The 15,409-nt window shown below is 60.3% G+C and carries 14 protein-coding genes; 8 read left to right on the plus strand and 6 right to left on the minus strand.

Annotation, left to right across the window (positions count from 1 at the left end; translation table 11 throughout):
* Positions 1-38: 38 nt before the first annotated feature.
* Entirely contained in the window at positions 39-2,216 is a 2,178-nt protein-coding gene (locus ACYZTL_RS17995) for a malate synthase G (protein WP_461952922.1), read from the minus strand.
* A 615-nt stretch (positions 2,217-2,831) separates the two neighbouring features.
* Here ACYZTL_RS17995 and ACYZTL_RS18000 point away from each other — a divergent pair.
* Positions 2,832-3,350 (plus strand): glycine cleavage system transcriptional repressor, encoded by a 519-nt coding sequence (locus ACYZTL_RS18000; RefSeq protein ID WP_461952923.1) that lies wholly within the window; start codon positions 2,832-2,834, stop codon positions 3,348-3,350.
* A 215-nt stretch (positions 3,351-3,565) separates the two neighbouring features.
* Here ACYZTL_RS18000 and rarD read toward each other — a convergent pair whose 3' ends face one another.
* Entirely contained in the window at positions 3,566-4,453 is an 888-nt protein-coding gene (gene rarD, locus ACYZTL_RS18005; RefSeq protein WP_461952924.1) for an EamA family transporter RarD, read from the minus strand.
* Between the two features lie 193 nt (positions 4,454-4,646).
* Between rarD and ACYZTL_RS18010 the strand changes: the two genes are divergently transcribed.
* A complete protein-coding gene (locus ACYZTL_RS18010; RefSeq protein ID WP_461951414.1) occupies positions 4,647-4,943 on the plus strand; it encodes a transposase in 297 nt (98 codons plus the stop codon).
* A gap of 35 nt (positions 4,944-4,978) precedes the next feature.
* Positions 4,979-5,773, plus strand: coding sequence for an IS3 family transposase (locus ACYZTL_RS18015; protein ID WP_461950135.1), 795 nt, complete (start codon positions 4,979-4,981; stop codon positions 5,771-5,773).
* Between the two features lie 62 nt (positions 5,774-5,835).
* Here the strand turns inward: ACYZTL_RS18015 and ACYZTL_RS18020 are convergent, their stop codons facing one another.
* The 4 genes from ACYZTL_RS18020 to ACYZTL_RS18035 all read right to left on the minus strand — a co-directional run bounded on the left by ACYZTL_RS18020 (position 5,836) and on the right by ACYZTL_RS18035 (position 10,673).
* Positions 5,836-6,810 (minus strand): serine/threonine protein kinase, encoded by a 975-nt coding sequence (locus ACYZTL_RS18020; RefSeq protein WP_461952925.1) that lies wholly within the window; start codon positions 6,808-6,810, stop codon positions 5,836-5,838.
* Between the two features lie 210 nt (positions 6,811-7,020).
* Complete coding sequence (locus ACYZTL_RS18025) at positions 7,021-8,922, minus strand: PhoX family protein (protein WP_461952926.1); 1,902 nt, start codon at positions 8,920-8,922, stop codon at positions 7,021-7,023.
* 57 nt (positions 8,923-8,979) lie between these two features.
* Complete coding sequence (locus ACYZTL_RS18030; protein ID WP_461952927.1) at positions 8,980-9,744, minus strand: TOBE domain-containing protein; 765 nt, start codon at positions 9,742-9,744, stop codon at positions 8,980-8,982.
* 188 nt (positions 9,745-9,932) lie between these two features.
* Positions 9,933-10,673 carry a ComF family protein gene (locus tag ACYZTL_RS18035; RefSeq protein WP_461952928.1) on the minus strand — a complete coding sequence of 247 codons (741 nt, stop codon included), beginning with the start codon at positions 10,671-10,673 and terminating at the stop codon, positions 9,933-9,935.
* A 90-nt stretch (positions 10,674-10,763) separates the two neighbouring features.
* Here ACYZTL_RS18035 and bioB point away from each other — a divergent pair, with 90 nt between their 5' ends.
* From bioB to bioD, 5 genes are all read left to right on the plus strand, one after another.
* A complete protein-coding gene (gene bioB / locus ACYZTL_RS18040; protein WP_461952929.1) occupies positions 10,764-11,819 on the plus strand; it encodes a biotin synthase BioB in 1,056 nt (351 codons plus the stop codon).
* 185 nt (positions 11,820-12,004) lie between these two features.
* Complete coding sequence (bioF, locus tag ACYZTL_RS18045; protein ID WP_461952930.1) at positions 12,005-13,183, plus strand: 8-amino-7-oxononanoate synthase; 1,179 nt, start codon at positions 12,005-12,007, stop codon at positions 13,181-13,183.
* Positions 13,176-13,907, plus strand: a complete 732-nt coding sequence (locus ACYZTL_RS18050) for an alpha/beta fold hydrolase (protein WP_461952931.1) — start codon at positions 13,176-13,178, stop codon at positions 13,905-13,907. Before bioF ends, ACYZTL_RS18050 begins: the two co-directional genes overlap by 8 nt.
* On the plus strand, positions 13,900-14,724 hold the full coding sequence (bioC, locus tag ACYZTL_RS18055) for a malonyl-ACP O-methyltransferase BioC (protein ID WP_461952932.1): 825 nt from the start codon (positions 13,900-13,902) through the stop codon (positions 14,722-14,724). The genes ACYZTL_RS18050 and bioC overlap by 8 nt, the downstream gene beginning before the upstream one ends.
* Positions 14,721-15,401 (plus strand): dethiobiotin synthase, encoded by a 681-nt coding sequence (gene bioD, locus ACYZTL_RS18060; protein WP_461952933.1) that lies wholly within the window; start codon positions 14,721-14,723, stop codon positions 15,399-15,401. Before bioC ends, bioD begins: the two co-directional genes overlap by 4 nt.
* Positions 15,402-15,409 lie beyond the last annotated feature (8 nt).

Consider the following 15,409-nt stretch of genomic DNA (forward strand, 5'->3'; position numbering starts at 1 on the left):
AAGATCAGGGCTTTTTAGTGTCCGGCATCAACGCTCAGTTACAGGCCATTCGCAGCCTTGAACTCGCGACGACGACGGTGCAGGACCGGCTCTGTGTAGCCGTTCGGCTGTTTGGTGCCTTCAACCACCAGTTCGACCGCCGCCTGGAAGGCGATGTTGCTGTCGAAGTTCGGTGCCAGCGGACGATACAGCGCGTCATTGGCGTTCTGACGGTCAACCACCGGCGCCATGCGCTTGAGGCTTTCCATCACTTGCTCTTGGGTGACGATGCCGTGGCGCAGCCAGTTGGCGATGTGCTGGCTGGAAATCCGCAGCGTGGCACGGTCTTCCATCAGGCCGACGTCGTTGATGTCCGGCACTTTCGAACAGCCAACGCCCTGGTCGATCCAGCGCACTACATAACCGAGAATGCCCTGGGCGTTGTTGTCCAGTTCGTTCTTGATCTGCTCGGCGGTCCACTGCGGGTTTACCGCCAGCGGGATGGTCAGGATGTCGTCCACCGAAGCGCGCGCACGTTTGGCCAGTTCGGCTTGACGGGCAAACACATCGACCTTGTGGTAGTGCAAAGCGTGCAGCGCGGCTGCTGTCGGCGATGGAACCCAGGCGGTGTTGGCGCCGGCCAGCGGGTGAGCGATTTTCTGTTCGAGCATCGCTGCCATCAGGTCGGGCATGGCCCACATGCCTTTACCGATCTGCGCGCGACCTTGCAGGCCAGTGCTCAAACCGATATCGACGTTCCAGTTCTCGTAAGCGCCGATCCACTTCTCAGCCTTCATGTCCGCCTTGCGCACCATCGGGCCGGCTTCCATGGAGGTGTGGATTTCATCGCCCGTACGGTCGAGGAAACCGGTGTTGATGAACACCACGCGCTCGCTGGCCGCCTTGATGCAGGCCTTGAGGTTGACCGTGGTGCGGCGCTCCTCGTCCATGATCCCGACTTTCAGCGTGTTGCGCGGCAAGCCCAGCACGTCTTCGATACGGCCGAACAGCTCGTTGGTGAACGCGGCTTCTTCCGGGCCGTGCATCTTCGGCTTCACAATGTAGACCGAACCGGTGCGGCTGTTCTTGCGCGAGCTGTTGCCGTTGAGGCTGTGAATCGCCGCCAGGCAAGTCACCAGACCGTCGAGAATGCCTTCCGGCACCTCGTTGCCGTCTTTATCGAGAATCGCGTCGATGGTCATCAGGTGACCGACGTTGCGCACGAACAACAGCGAACGACCGTGCAGGCTCAGTTCCTTGCCATCGACGCCGGTGTAGGTGCGGTCGGCGTTCATGGTGCGGGTAAAGGTCTGACCGCCCTTGGAGACTTCTTCCGACAGATCGCCCTTCATCAGGCCGAGCCAGTTGCGGTAGATCACCACTTTGTCATCGGCATCGACGGCGGCGACGGAGTCTTCGCAGTCCATGATGGTGGTCAGCGCAGCTTCCATCAGGATGTCTTTGACACCGGCAGCGTCGGTCTGGCCGACCGGGGTGCTGGCGTCAACCTGGATTTCGAAGTGCAGGCCGTTGTTTTTCAGCAGGATCGCGGTCGGTGCCGCTGCATCGCCGTGGAAACCGATCAGTTGCGCGTCGTCGCGCAGGCCGCTGTTGCTACCGCCTTTCAGGGCGATCACCAGTTTGCCGTCAACGATCTTGTAGCCGGTGGAATCGACGTGGGAGCCGGCGGCCAATGGCGCGGCTTCGTCGAGGAAGGCGCGGGCGAAGGCGATGACCTTGTCGCCGCGAACCTTGTTGTAGCCTTTGCCTTTTTCCGCGCCGTCAGCTTCGCTGATGGCGTCGGTGCCGTAGAGCGCGTCGTACAGCGAGCCCCAGCGGGCATTCGATGCGTTCAGCGCGAAGCGGGCATTCATCACCGGCACCACGAGCTGCGGGCCGGCCATGCGGGCGATTTCGTCATCGACGTTTTGCGTCGTTGCCTGGAAATCGGCCGCTTCTGGCAGCAGATAACCGATGTCTTGCAGGAAGGCTTTATAAGCCACGGCGTCGTGGGCCTGACCGGCACGGGACTGGTGCCAGCCGTCGATACGAGCCTGGAAATCATCGCGTTTGGCGAGTAGGGCTTTGTTCTTCGGCGCCAGGTCATGAATGACCTTGTCGGCACCGGCCCAGAATTGGTCGGCGGTGAGGCCGGTTCCGGGAATGGCTTCGTTGTTCACGAAGTCGAACAGGACTTTGGCGACCTGCAGGCCACCGACTTGAACGTGTTCAGTCATTGCTTGCCTCACTCTGCTCAGCTATTTCGCTTTTCAGCTCTTCAAATTAACAATGAAGCCTCTGGCTATTTAAACCACAAACCCCTTCCACCAGTACATGCCATTTCGGGCGGCTGGGATGGAACCGATCAACGGCTTTGAGGCCTTGCTGATAGGGCTTACAGGGCTGCGACCGCGCCTGTGGCAGACATCGATCCAACGTTATGTAGTGCGCGCTGCGGCATACTACATGATGAATTGCGGTTGTGAAAATCAGACTAATTACGTCGTTCTGCGACCCCATGACGCATTGCAGTCACGTCGGGGATCGGGATGTTCTCAAAAAAGCATGAGATTGTTCCAGTTAAATATAAAAACTTGTACACATAATCTTCGATGCCCTGCTATGGGCATTGCTTTTGTGGCGAGGGAGCTTGTCGGATCGCCGCACCGTCCCGTTCGGCTGCGAAGCAGGCGCAAATCAGCGAACGCGGTCTATCTGGAAAATATTGGGGGCCGCTTCGCGACCCAGCGGGAGCAAGCTCCCTCGCCACAGAAAAGCAGTGCCGCGCTGAATCTAGCCCCTTGCCTATACTTGCCTTTCTATAACAAAAGTCATGATCAGAGGGCTGCGCCATGGACCACCTCGTACTCACTGTTTTCGCGCCGGACAAACCTGGGCAGGTCGAGCGCATCGCCCAGTGCATTGCCGAGCACGGCGGTAACTGGCTGGAAAGCCGCATGTCACGCATGGCCGGGCAGTTCGCCGGGATTCTTCGAGTGGGCGTGCCGGCCGAGGCCTACGACGAACTGGTCGATGCCCTACACGCGTTGTCGGCCCATGGTATTCGTGTGCTGATTGCCGAAAGCGGCATCGAACAATCCTGCACCTGGAAACCGATTGCCATGGAACTGGTGGGTAATGACCGCCCCGGGATCGTGCGTGACATCACGCGTCTATTGAGTGAGCAGGGGGTCAATCTGGAACGACTGGTCACCGAAGTACGCCCGGCGCCGATGAGCAGCGAGCCGCTGTTCCACGCCGAAGCGATTCTCGCCGTGCCGCTGACCCTGTCTCTGGATGTCTTGCAATCGCGCCTAGAGACCCTGGCGGACGATTTGATGGTGGAATTGGTCCTGCGCAGCGATCCCTGACAGGGTTATCCAAGTTATACGTGCACCTGCCTGTGGATAACCTGTAGAGACAGCCCGCCAGCCCACGCCGGTCGGGCTTCTTCAGGATCTGATCAAAAAACCATCAGTTTCAACAAGTTGCGCACAAACGCCGGGGATCACGCTGTGGATAACCTTGGGAAGGATTGATGCAGGCCGCACAATACGTGGCCTGTAGAGGTTCGTACGATTTTTGATCAGCTGCGACGGCGCAAACTTATCCACGCATCGACGCTGTAAACCGCCAGTCCTGCCCAGATAAAGATGAAGGCGACCAAGGTGCTGGACGACAATTGTTCGCCAAACAGCAGCACGGCTTGCAACAGCACCAGCGTCGGCGCCAGGTACTGGAGAAATCCCAGGGTCGTGTAGGGCAAATGCCGTGCGGCGGCGTTGAAACACACCAGTGGCACCAACGTCACCGGCCCTGCAGCGACCAGCCACCAGGCTTCGGAGGTCGTCCAGAACTCGGGCTGAGCGCTTATGGCCGTCTGATTGAAGAGCAGCCAGGCAATGGCAATCGGCACCAGCATCCAGGTTTCCACTACCAGACCGGGCAGGGCTTTGACCGGCGCTTGCTTGCGGATCAAACCGTAGAAGCCAAACGTCAGCGCCAGCACCAGCGATACCCATGGCAGGCTGCCGACCTGCCACACCTGTTGCGCCACGCCGACCGCGGCCAGACCCACCGCGATCCACTGCATGCGCCGCAGCCGTTCGCCGAGGATCAACATGCCCAGCAGCACGTTCACCAGCGGATTGATGTAGTAACCCAGACTGGCTTCGAGCATGCGCCCGTTGTTCACCGACCAGACATACGTCAGCCAGTTGGCCGCGATCAGTGTGCCGCTCAGCGCGAGGATCGCCAGCCGTTTCGGGTTGTCACGCAGCTCGCGCCACCAGCCTGGATGCTTCCACACCAGCAGCAGCAAGGCACCGAACAGGGCGGACCAGAGCACGCGGTGGATGATGATCTCCACGGCGGGCACGCTGGCGATGGCTTTGAAGTAGAGCGGGAACAGGCCCCAGATGATGTAGGCACTGAGGCCCAGGATGTACCCGCGACGCGGGTTGGCGGCTTGCATGCAAAATCCTTGCTTAGGCAGCTAACAAAGAGGGGATTGTAGGGCGGTTGTATAGATGTGTCGTGTCACAAAACAAAAAGATCGCAGCCTTCGGCAGCTCCTACATGGGAATGGTGTACACCCGTAGGAGCTGCCGTGTGGTGGTCGAACGTTTTTGGACCATGATGTAGGAGCGTCGATTTAAGGAAGCATCATGGGATATCGGGTTGTTACCTCTGAGGAAAAAGCGGAAGCCATTCGCTTGGTTGTGGAGATGAATTACTCCATACCTAAAGCCTGTGAGGCTACAGGTGTGGGGCCAACAGCGTTACGCCGCTGGGTTTCACGCTGGCGCCGGGAGCAGGAAGGAATTGTGCAAGCTCCTCGCCTACAGGATCAGGAGCTGATTGAGTCGCTCCAGGCGAAACTGGCGCTACTTGAAGCCGAGAACCAAGTGCTAAAAAAGCAATTGCCCTCTCATCTAAAGGTTCTGTTCGGTCGAACCAAGTGATTGATGGCATCAGAGGGGCAATGTCGATTCGGCGTATGTGTGTCTTGTTCGGCTTGGCCCGCAGCAGCTATTACGTGAAACGTAAAGCCGTGCGGCAGCGACCAGTTTTGGGAGATCTGGGGAGTAAACTTCGTGCGTTGCATAAGCAGCATCGAGAAGCATTGGGTACTCGCGGGCTATCCAAGGAGTTGAGGAAAGAGGGAGTTTTTATAGGGCGTTATCGAATGCGTACCTTGATCAAGACCTTTGACCTACAGCGGCGCAGGCCACGTTATGCGCACTATCGCCGGGCCACGAAGCCAGCTGTCGTTGCACCGAACATACTTGATCGTCGTTTCAATCCAGCCCGGTCAGACACGCTTTGGGCAGGTGATATCACCTACATCAGAGTGGGACATGGCTGGCTGTACCTGGCAGTGGTGATGGACCTGTTTTCGCGCAGGATTGTGGGATGGGCTTGCTCACGAACAGCGGATGCCGAGCTGTCTATGAAGGCACTGAAGCTTGCGGTAGCACTACGCCGTCCGATGCCTGAACTGCTATTTCACTCTGATCAGGGCTGCCAATACACCGCCGATCGCTTTGTTGAGTGCTTGGCAGAAAACCGGATCGTTCAGAGCATGAGTCGTCGAGGTAACTGCTGGGATAACGCAGTAGTCGAGCGCTACTTCAGGACGTTGAAGCACGATTGGATGCCGGAAAACGGATACCAGAATCATTTCGAAGCGGAGAAGGATGTGATGGATTTCATCTCGCACTACAACCATCGCCGTTGCCACTCAGCCTCGAACAACTTGCCGCCTGCGCTGTTTGAGCAGCAGGCGGCTTAATGCTCCTACGGAGTGGTGCAAAAAAACTGAACCACTACACCGAAGGCTGCGATCTTTTGATCTTAAAAAAGCTTGAGCGGCTCTTCATTCAGCGCCGCGAGCTGCTCACGCAACGCCAACACCTGATCCCCCCAATACCGCTCGGTCCCGAACCACGGAAAACTGTGCGGGAACGCCGGGTCGTCCCAGCGGCGTGCCAGCCATGCGCTGTAGTGCATCAGGCGCAACGCGCGCAGCGGCTCGATCAGCGCCAATTCCCGCGGGTCGAAGTCGTGAAATTCGTTGTAGCCGTCCATCAATTCCGATAACTGGCCCAGGCATTCCTGACGGTCACCGGCGAGCATCATCCAGATATCCTGCACCGCCGGGCCCATGCGGCAGTCGTCGAGGTCGACGATGTGGAACATCTCGTCGCGACACATCATGTTGCCGGGGTGGCAATCGCCGTGCATGCGGATGTTCTGGTGCGGCGTGACGTTGTAAACCTCTTCCACCCGCTTGAGCAGGTCGCGGGCCACGGACTCGTAGGCCGGCAGCAGGCTTTTAGGGATGAAGTTGCCTTCGAGCAAGGTCGTCAGCGAATCGTGACCGAAGTTCTTCACGCCCAGTGCTTCGCGGTGATCGAAGGGTTTTGTCGAGCCGACGGCATGCAAGCGACCGAGGAGTTGGCCGAGGCGATACAACTGATCGAGATTGCCCGGCTCCGGCGCGCGTCCGCCACGGCGAGGAAACAGAGTGAAACGGAAACCGTTGTGTTCGTGCAGGCTCGCACCGTTGTGAATCATCGGCGCCACCACCGGCACGTCGCACTCGGCGAGTTCGAAGGTGAACTGGTGCTCTTCGAGAATCGCTTCGTTGGTCCAGCGCTGCGGACGGTAGAACTTGGCGATCAGCGGCTCGGAGTCTTCGATGCCGACCTGATAGACGCGGTTCTCGTAGCTGTTGAGCGCCAGAATGCGCGCGTCGCTGAGAAAGCCGATGCTTTCGACGGCATCGAGCACGAGGTCTGGGGTGAGGGTTGCAAACGGGTGGGCCATGCTGACTCCTGCGCGCAGCAGGCTGCCGCGTCCGGCCAAGCATGGTAGCGCAGACGGGGAGGCTTTAGTGGTTGGGGTTGAGATGAGTGTTGTCTGGGCTGACGCCTTCGCGAGCAAGCCCGCTCCCACATTTGGATCTTCAGTGTGCACACATTCTGCGGCACACAGGAGATCCCCTGTGGGAGCGGGCTTGCTCGCGAAGGCGGCTAATCAGGCGCCGACGATCCCGCCATCCTCACGCGAGATGGCTATCACCGAAGACCGCGGCTTGCTATTCGGCAAATGCTCAGGGAACGTCGATCCACCGTTTTCCCCCGGATGCTGAATCCCGACAAACAGCGTCTTCTGATCCGGCGAGAAGCTGATCCCCGTCACCTCGCAGCCAACCGGCCCGACCATGAAGCGACGGATCTCCCCGGTCACCGGGTCTGCGCACAGCATCTGGTTGTTGCCCATGCCGGCAAAATCACCGGCGTTGCTCGAATCGCCATCGGTCAGAATCCACAACCGCCCGGCCTTGTCGAAACCCAGGCCATCCGGGCTGTTGAACATGTTCTGTGGCGTGATGTTCGACGAACCGCCCTTCGGCGTGCCGGCGTGGACACCCGGGTTGCCGGCGACGACAAACAGGTCCCAGGCAAAGCTTTTCGAACCGTGATCATCGCGGTCGGTGTGCCAGCGCAGAATTTGCCCGTAGACGTTTTTCTCCCGAGGGTTCGGTCCGCCCACCGGTTGACCGTCTTCACCGCGCTTGGCGTTATTGGTCAGCGTGCAATAGACCTGGCCGTCCTTGGGGCTGACGACGATCCACTCCGGACGGTCCATGCGCGTGGCTTTCACCACGGTGGCCGCGAGTCGCGTGTGAATCAGCACTTCGGCCTGATTGGCAAAACCGCTGCTGGCGTCGATGCCGTTTTTGCCGTGGGTCAGTTCGATCCACTCGCCCTGGCCTTTCGGGTGATCGGCGTTGCCGTCGCCGGCGTCGAAACGCGCCACGTACAAGGTGCCGTGGTCGAGCAGGTCGCGATTGGCTTTCGGGTTTTTGTGGTTGATCTTGTCGCGGCTGACGAACTTGTAGATGAATTCACCGCGCTCATCGTCGCCCATGTACACCACGGCGTGGCCGTCATGGGTTTCGGCCAGGGCTGCGTTTTCATGTTTGAAACGGCCCAGTGCGGTGCGCTTGACCGGGGTCGATTTCGGATCGAACGGGTCGATTTCCACCACCCAACCGTGACGGTTGAGTTCGTTGGGGTTTTTTGCCAGGTCGAATCGCTCGTCGTGTTGATGCCAGTTGATCTCTTTACTGGTTGCCACGGCGCCGTAGCGTTTCTGCGCGGCGTCGAATTTTTGCTCGGCATTGCTGCTGCCGAAGCAGTCGGTGAAGTTCTCTTCGCAGGTCAGGTAGGTGCCCCACGGCGTCTTGCCGTTGGCGCAGTTCTGGAAGGTGCCGAGAACGTTCTTGCCGTGCGGGTCGGCGCTGGTTTTCAACAGGTCATGGCCGGCAGCGGGACCGCTGAGGCTGATCGGTGCGTTACCGTGAATGCGCCGGTTGTAGCGCGAACCCTGAACGAATTGCCAGTGGCCGTTCTTGCGCTGCACTTCGATTACCGACACACCTTCGCAGGCCAGCGCCTTGCGCACTTCTTCCTTCGATTGCGGCATGCCGCCGTGCGGGTAGAGGTAGCGGTAGTTGGTGTATTCGTTGTTGATCGCCATCAGCGCCCGGTCTTTCTCACCCGGAAATTCAAACAGGCTCATGCCGTCGTTGTTGTCGCCGAACTGGATTTCCTGATGCTCGGCGGTGCCGTTACCGCTCGGGTCGAACGCCGGACCGTTCTTTTGCAGCGGCTGGCCCCAGCTGATCAGCACCGAAGACTTGTAGCCCGGCGGCAGGGTAATGGCGTCGCTGGTGGCGGCGGGGATGCTGTCAAAACCCAACAGTTTGCTGGTGCCTGCGCTGACACTGGCTGCGAGTACGCTGCGGCTCAGCAGGTTACCGCCAAGGAACATCGCGGCACCGCACAGGGCGCCCGCGCTGATGAAACCACGACGGCTGAGGCCGACCATTTGCTCGAGGTCGGTGGATTGGTTGTCTTCTAATAGGCTCACATCAGGCTCCCTGCGGGTTTTTGAGTCACCTTAAAGAGCGTTAGTGAAGCTTATGTTTCAGAGCGGTGTACCCAGCAAGACGTTGGACGGCGAAAACTGCACCCGCACCGGTTTATCGGTGGCGAGGCCAAGGGTTTTCAGGTGCAGCGGCTCGGCCAGCGCGCACATCGTCTGGCCATTGGGCAGGCCGATGCGCACTTCGCAGGGGCCGTCTTCGGCGTCGAGGATTTCTTCGATAATGCCGGTCAAATCATTGTGTCCGGGTGTTGCAGTGTCTTCGATGGCCAGCAGGTCGAGCCAGCCGGCCTTGATCAGGGCGACGACTTCGGTGCCGGGCTCCAGTTCCAGACGCACGGTGCTGTCGTGGGTGATCTGCGCATTGAGGGCCAGGCCTTCGGCCAGTTCAAGACGAATCAGGTCGTTGCGCCCCTGAGCTTCAATCGCCCTGACCTTGCCGTGCAATTGATTGCGCGCGCTGGTTCTGAGCATCAGGCGGCCGAGCAGGTCCAGGTCGCTGGCGTCTTCGGTGGCTTCCAGCACCTGAGCCTGCAGCGTTTGCAGTTTTTGATACAGGCGCAATACGCGTTCGCCTTCGCCGGACAGTTTGGCGCCACCACCGCCCTTGCCGCCGACACTGCGCTCCACCAGCGGTTTCTGCGCGAGGTTGTTCAGCTCGTCGATGGCGTCCCACGCCGCTTTGTAACTCAGCCCCGCACTTTTCGCGGCGCGCGTGATCGAGCCCTGTTCGGCGATGTGTTGCAGCAACGCGATGCGCTGCGGGCGACGGACAATGTGCTGGGACAGCAATGTAGGCAAGGACATGGCGAGACGCTTTTGCGGGTGACGATGGTGAAGACGTTGGCGGCTTGGGCTATGGGAGTCAAGTCAGACTGCATTCCTTGTGGGAGCGGGCTTGCTCGCGAAGGCGTCAGCTCAGTCGATATCTTTGTTGAATGTCAGTCCGCATTCGCGAGCAAGCCCGCTCCCACAGGTTTTGTGCCTGGCTTAAGTCAAGCGTTGTCGCCGGGTTTGGGAGTACGGGCAAGGCAGTAAACGTCAACCCGGGCGGCGCCGGCGTCCGTTAATATACGAGCCAGGGCTTGGGCCGTGGCGCCGGTGGTCAGCACGTCGTCGACCAGCGCCAGGTGACGCCCCTTGATCGCTGCATCGGGCATCAGGGCGAACGCATTGCGCAGGTTCTTTTTACGAGCCTCGGCCTTCAGGTCCTGTTGCGCGCTGGTGTCCTGAATCCTTTTGAGTAGCAGCTCGTCGCAGGGGATATCCAGGCTCACGCTTAACCAGCGGGCCAGCATCGCGGCCTGATTGAACCCCCGCTGACGCAGACGCTTGGTCGCCAGCGGAACCGGGACCAGCGCATCCGGCCGCTCCAACCCTTCATCGAAGCGATGTTGCAGGGATTGAGCGAGAAGTTCTGCAAGCAGGCGGCCAAACGGCCACTTCGCGTTGTGTTTGAAACGAGTGATCAGGCTGTCGACCGGAAAACCGTAGGTCCACGGGGCAATCACCTGTTCAAAGTACGGCGGCTGTTTCAAACATTGGCCGCACGTCATGCCCGATGCAGGCAAGGGCAGGGCACAGGTCTGGCAGTGATCGCCGAGCCAGGGCAGATCGGTTTCACAAGCCATGCAGATTGGCAGAGCCTCATCTGCTGTCTCGCCGCAAAGCAAACAGGCTTGTTTATTTTTTAACCAGATGTAAACCGGTCCTTTGTGTCGTGGTTGACAGCGCATCGCTCTTCCTTAAATATGCCGAACATCCGTGTCGCGTCTGTGGGTATTCCATTCCCCAGTCGCTTGCCAAGCATAATCAAGGAAACGCCCATGAGCGCCAGCACCTCTGCAACCCTGCGTCATGACTGGTCTTTGGCCGAAGTCAAAGCACTCTTCGTTCAGCCATTCAACGACCTGCTGTTCCAGGCGCAAACGGTGCACCGCGCGCATTTCGACGCCAACCGCGTCCAGGTTTCCACGCTGCTTTCGATCAAGACAGGCGCCTGCCCGGAAGATTGCAAATATTGTCCGCAGTCCGGTCACTACAACACCGGCCTGGAAAAAGAAAAACTGATGGAAGTGCAGAAGGTCCTCGAAGAGGCTGCCCGCGCCAAGGCCATCGGTTCGACCCGTTTCTGCATGGGCGCGGCGTGGAAACACCCGTCGGCCAAAGACATGCCGTACGTGCTGGAAATGGTCAAAGGCGTGAAAGCCATGGGCCTGGAAACCTGCATGACCCTCGGTCGTCTCGATCAAGACCAGACCGAAGCGCTGGCCAAGGCCGGCCTCGATTACTACAACCACAACCTCGACACCTCGCCGGATTTTTACACCAGCATCATCACCACCCGCACGTACAGCGAGCGCCTGCAAACCCTGGCCTACGTGCGTGATTCGGGGATGAAGATCTGCTCCGGCGGCATTCTCGGCATGGGCGAGTCCCTCGATGACCGCGCCAACCTGCTGATCCAGCTGGCCAACCTGCCGGAGCACCCGGAATCGGTGCCGATCAACATGCTGGTGAAAGTCGCCGGTACGCCACTGGAAAACGCCGAAGAAATCGACCCGTTCGACTTCATCCGCATGCTCGCCGTCGCGCGCATCCTGATGCCGCAATCCCACGTGCGCCTGTCCGCCGGCCGCGAAGCCATGAACGAGCAGATGCAGGCCCTGGCGTTCTTCGCCGGCGCGAACTCGATTTTCTACGGCGACAAACTGCTGACCACCGCCAACCCGCAGGCTGACAAGGACATGCAGCTGTTCGGGCGCTTGGGGATTCTGCCGGAAGCGCGCGAAGAGCACGCCGACGAGGTGCATCAGGCCGCCATCGAACAGGCGCTGGTGGAGCAGAAGAGCAGCGAGATGTTCTACAACGCCGCTGTCTGATCCGCTACAAATCCAATGTGGGAGCGGCGGTGCGACGATTCGACTTGCTCGCGAAGACGGCGGCACAGTCGACATCAGCGTTGAATGTCACGCCGCTTTCGCGAGCAAGTCGAATCGTCGCACCGCCGCTCCCACATTGGGATTGGGTAACGGTCCACATTCTGTGATCTCACCACGAGGCCTGCATGTCTTTCGATCTCGCCGCACGCCTTGCTGCCCGTCGTGCCGAAAATCTCTACCGCCAACGGCCATTGCTCGAAAGCCCCCAAGGCCCGGAAGTAGTGGTCGATGGCCAGCCGTTGCTGGCGTTCTGCAACAACGACTACCTGGGCCTTGCCAATCACCCGCAAGTGATCGAAGCCTGGCGTGCTGGCGCCTCTCGGTGGGGTGTCGGTGGCGGCGCTTCGCACTTGGTCATTGGCCACAGCACGCCACATCATGAGCTGGAAGAGGCGTTGGCTGACTTGACTGGCCGCCCGCGTGCGTTGCTGTTCACCACGGGTTACATGGCCAACCTCGGCGCGGTGACCGCGTTGGTCGGGCAGGGTGATACAGTGCTCGAAGACCGCCTCAATCACGCCTCGTTGCTCGATGCCGGTCTGTTGTCCGGCGCGCGTTTCAATCGTTATCTGCACAACGACGCGGCGAGTCTGGCCAATCGCCTGGAGAAGGCCACCGGCAATACGCTGGTGGTCACTGACGGCGTGTTCAGCATGGACGGCGATATCGCCGATCTGCCAGCGCTGGCCCGGGAAGCCAAGGCCAAAGGCGCGTGGCTGATGGTCGATGACGCGCACGGGTTTGGTCCGCTGGGCGCCAACGGTGGCGGGATCGTCGAGCATTTCGGCCTGAGCCAGGAAGACGTGCCGGTGCTGGTCGGCACCCTCGGCAAAGCGTTCGGCACTGCTGGCGCCTTTGTTGCCGGCAGCGAAGAGCTGATTGAGAGTCTGATCCAGTTCGCCCGCCCCTACATTTACACCACCAGCCAACCGCCGGCGCTGGCCTGCGCGACGCTGAAAAGCCTGGAGTTGTTACGCACCGAGCATTGGCGGCGTGAACATCTGAAGACCCTGATTCGTCAGTTCCGACAAGGCGCCGAGCAGATCGGCCTGGAGCTGATGGACAGCTTCACGCCGATCCAGCCAATCATGATCGGCGATGCCGGGCGTGCGGTGCGACTGTCGCAAATGCTGCGTGAGCGTGGCTTGATGGTGACCGCGATCCGCCCGCCGACCGTGCCCGCCGGTAGCGCCCGCCTGCGCGTGACCCTGACCGCCGCGCACAGCGAGGCACAGGTGCAGCTATTGTTGAATGGACTGGCCGATTGTTTTCAACAACTGGGACCGGAGCCAAGCCATGCGTGATCGCCTGATTCTGCTACCCGGCTGGGGTCTCGGCATTTCACCGCTGGAACCCTTGGCGGCCGCGCTGCAGGGGCTGGATGAGCACCTGCGCGTCGAGATCGAGCCGCTGCCGGAACTGGAGTCCAGCGACCTTGAAGAATGGCTCGACGAACTCGACGCGACCGTGCCCCAGGACGCCTGGCTCGGCGGCTGGTCCCTCGGCGGCATGCTCGCTTCCGAGTTGGCGGCCCGGCGCGGAGATCGCTGCTGTGGCTTGCTGACCCTGGCGAGCAACCCTTCTTTTGTCGCCCATGAACAGTGGCCGAGCGCGATGCCCGGCGAGACCTTCGACGCGTTTCTGGCCGGATGTAATGCCGATCCGCGCACGACGCTGAAACGCTTTTCGCTGCTCTGCGCTCAAGGCGCCGAAGACCCGCGCGGATTGTCGCGGTTATTGCTCGGTGGCGCGCCCCACACCGCTGCGTCGGTATTGATGAACGGCCTGGAGCTGCTTGCGCAACTGGATACCCGTCAGGCGTTGCAAGCATTCCGCGGCCCGCAACTGCATTTGTTCGCCGGCCTCGACGGGCTGGTGCCGGCCGAAGCAGCGGGTGATTTGCTGGCGTTGCTGCCGGATGTCGAAATCGGTCTGATTGAACAGGCCAGCCACGCGTTTCTTCTGGAAGACCCTCACGGCGTGGCGGGGGCGATCCAGGCCTTTTTGCATGAGTGCGGTGATGACTGATTTATCCCTTCCGCTTCCCCTTCCAAAGCAGCCCGGCGGCTTGCCGGACAAGCGCCAGGTGGCGGCGTCCTTTTCCCGCGCGGCAGCCAGCTATGACAGCGTCGCCGAATTGCAGCGTGACGTCGGCAGTCAGTTGTTAAGCCGTTTGCCGGGCGATTTCGTGCCGGGTCGATGGCTGGATCTTGGGTGTGGCACCGGGCATTTCAGTCGTGTGCTGGGTGAGCGTTTTCCTGTCGGTCACGGCGTGGCGCTGGACATCGCCGAAGGCATGCTCAATCACGCGCGCCCGTTGGGTGGGGCCACGCACTTCATCGCCGGGGATGCGGAGCGGCTGCCATTGCAGGATTCGACCTGTGATTTGATCTTCTCCAGCCTGGCGGTGCAGTGGTGCGCGGACTTCGCTTCGGTGCTCAGCGAAGCCAATCGCGTGCTGAAACCTGGCGGAATGTTCGCATTTGCTAGTCTGTGCGTGGGCACACTGTCAGAGCTGCGAGACAGTTGGCGGCAGGTGGATGGCATGGTGCACGTCAACCGCTTCCGCGAGTTCGGGGTTTATCAACAGCTGAGCGCGGCCAGCGACTTGAAGGTCGTCAGTCTGCAAGCCCGTCCTCATGTGCTGCATTACCCGGATGTGCGCAGCCTGACCCACGAACTCAAGGCGCTGGGTGCGCACAACCTGAACCCCGGGCGACCGGGTGGTTTGACTGGCAGAGCGCGGATTCTCGGCCTGGTCGAGGCGTATGAGCAGTTTCGTCAGGCCGAAGGCCTGCCGGCGACTTATCAAGTGGTGTATGCCGTTTTGGAGAAACCCTTATGAGCGCAGCGTATTTCATCACCGGTACTGACACCGATGTCGGCAAGACCACCGTGGCTGCGGGTTTGCTGCATGCCGCACGGTCGGCGGGCCTGAGTACGGCGGCGGGGAAACCGGTTGCTTCGGGTTGCGACGTGACGCCCAAGGGCTTGCGCAACGCTGACGCATTGGCGTTGCTGGCGGAATGCTCGGTGCCGCTGACGTATGCACAGGTCAATCCGGTCGCATTTGAGCCTGCCATCGCTCCGCATCTGGCGGCGCGGGAGGCTGGCGTGGCGTTGACGGTGCAATCCTTGTTGGCACCGATGCAGCAGATTCTGGACATGCAGGCGGATTTCACCCTGATCGAAGGCGCTGGCGGCTGGCGCGTGCCGTTGGCGGATCAGGACAACCTGTCGGACCTGGCCATGGCGCTGGATCTGCCGGTGATTCTGGTGGTCGGCGTGCGGTTGGGTTGCATTAACCATGCGTTGCTGACAGCCGAGGCGATTGCGCGGGACGGTTTGCAGTTGGCGGGTTGGGTGGCCAACATCATCGATGCCAAGACTGCGCGTCTTGAAGAGAATCTTGCCACGCTGGCCGAGCGCATTCCTGCGCCGTGTCTGGGGCGAGTGCCGAAACTCAAGGTGGTGACGGCGGAGGCGGTCGCAGAACATCTTCAACTGGATTTGCTGGACTGAAGTTTTCA

The sequence above is a fragment of the Pseudomonas sp. LB3P81 genome (assembly GCF_054897965.1).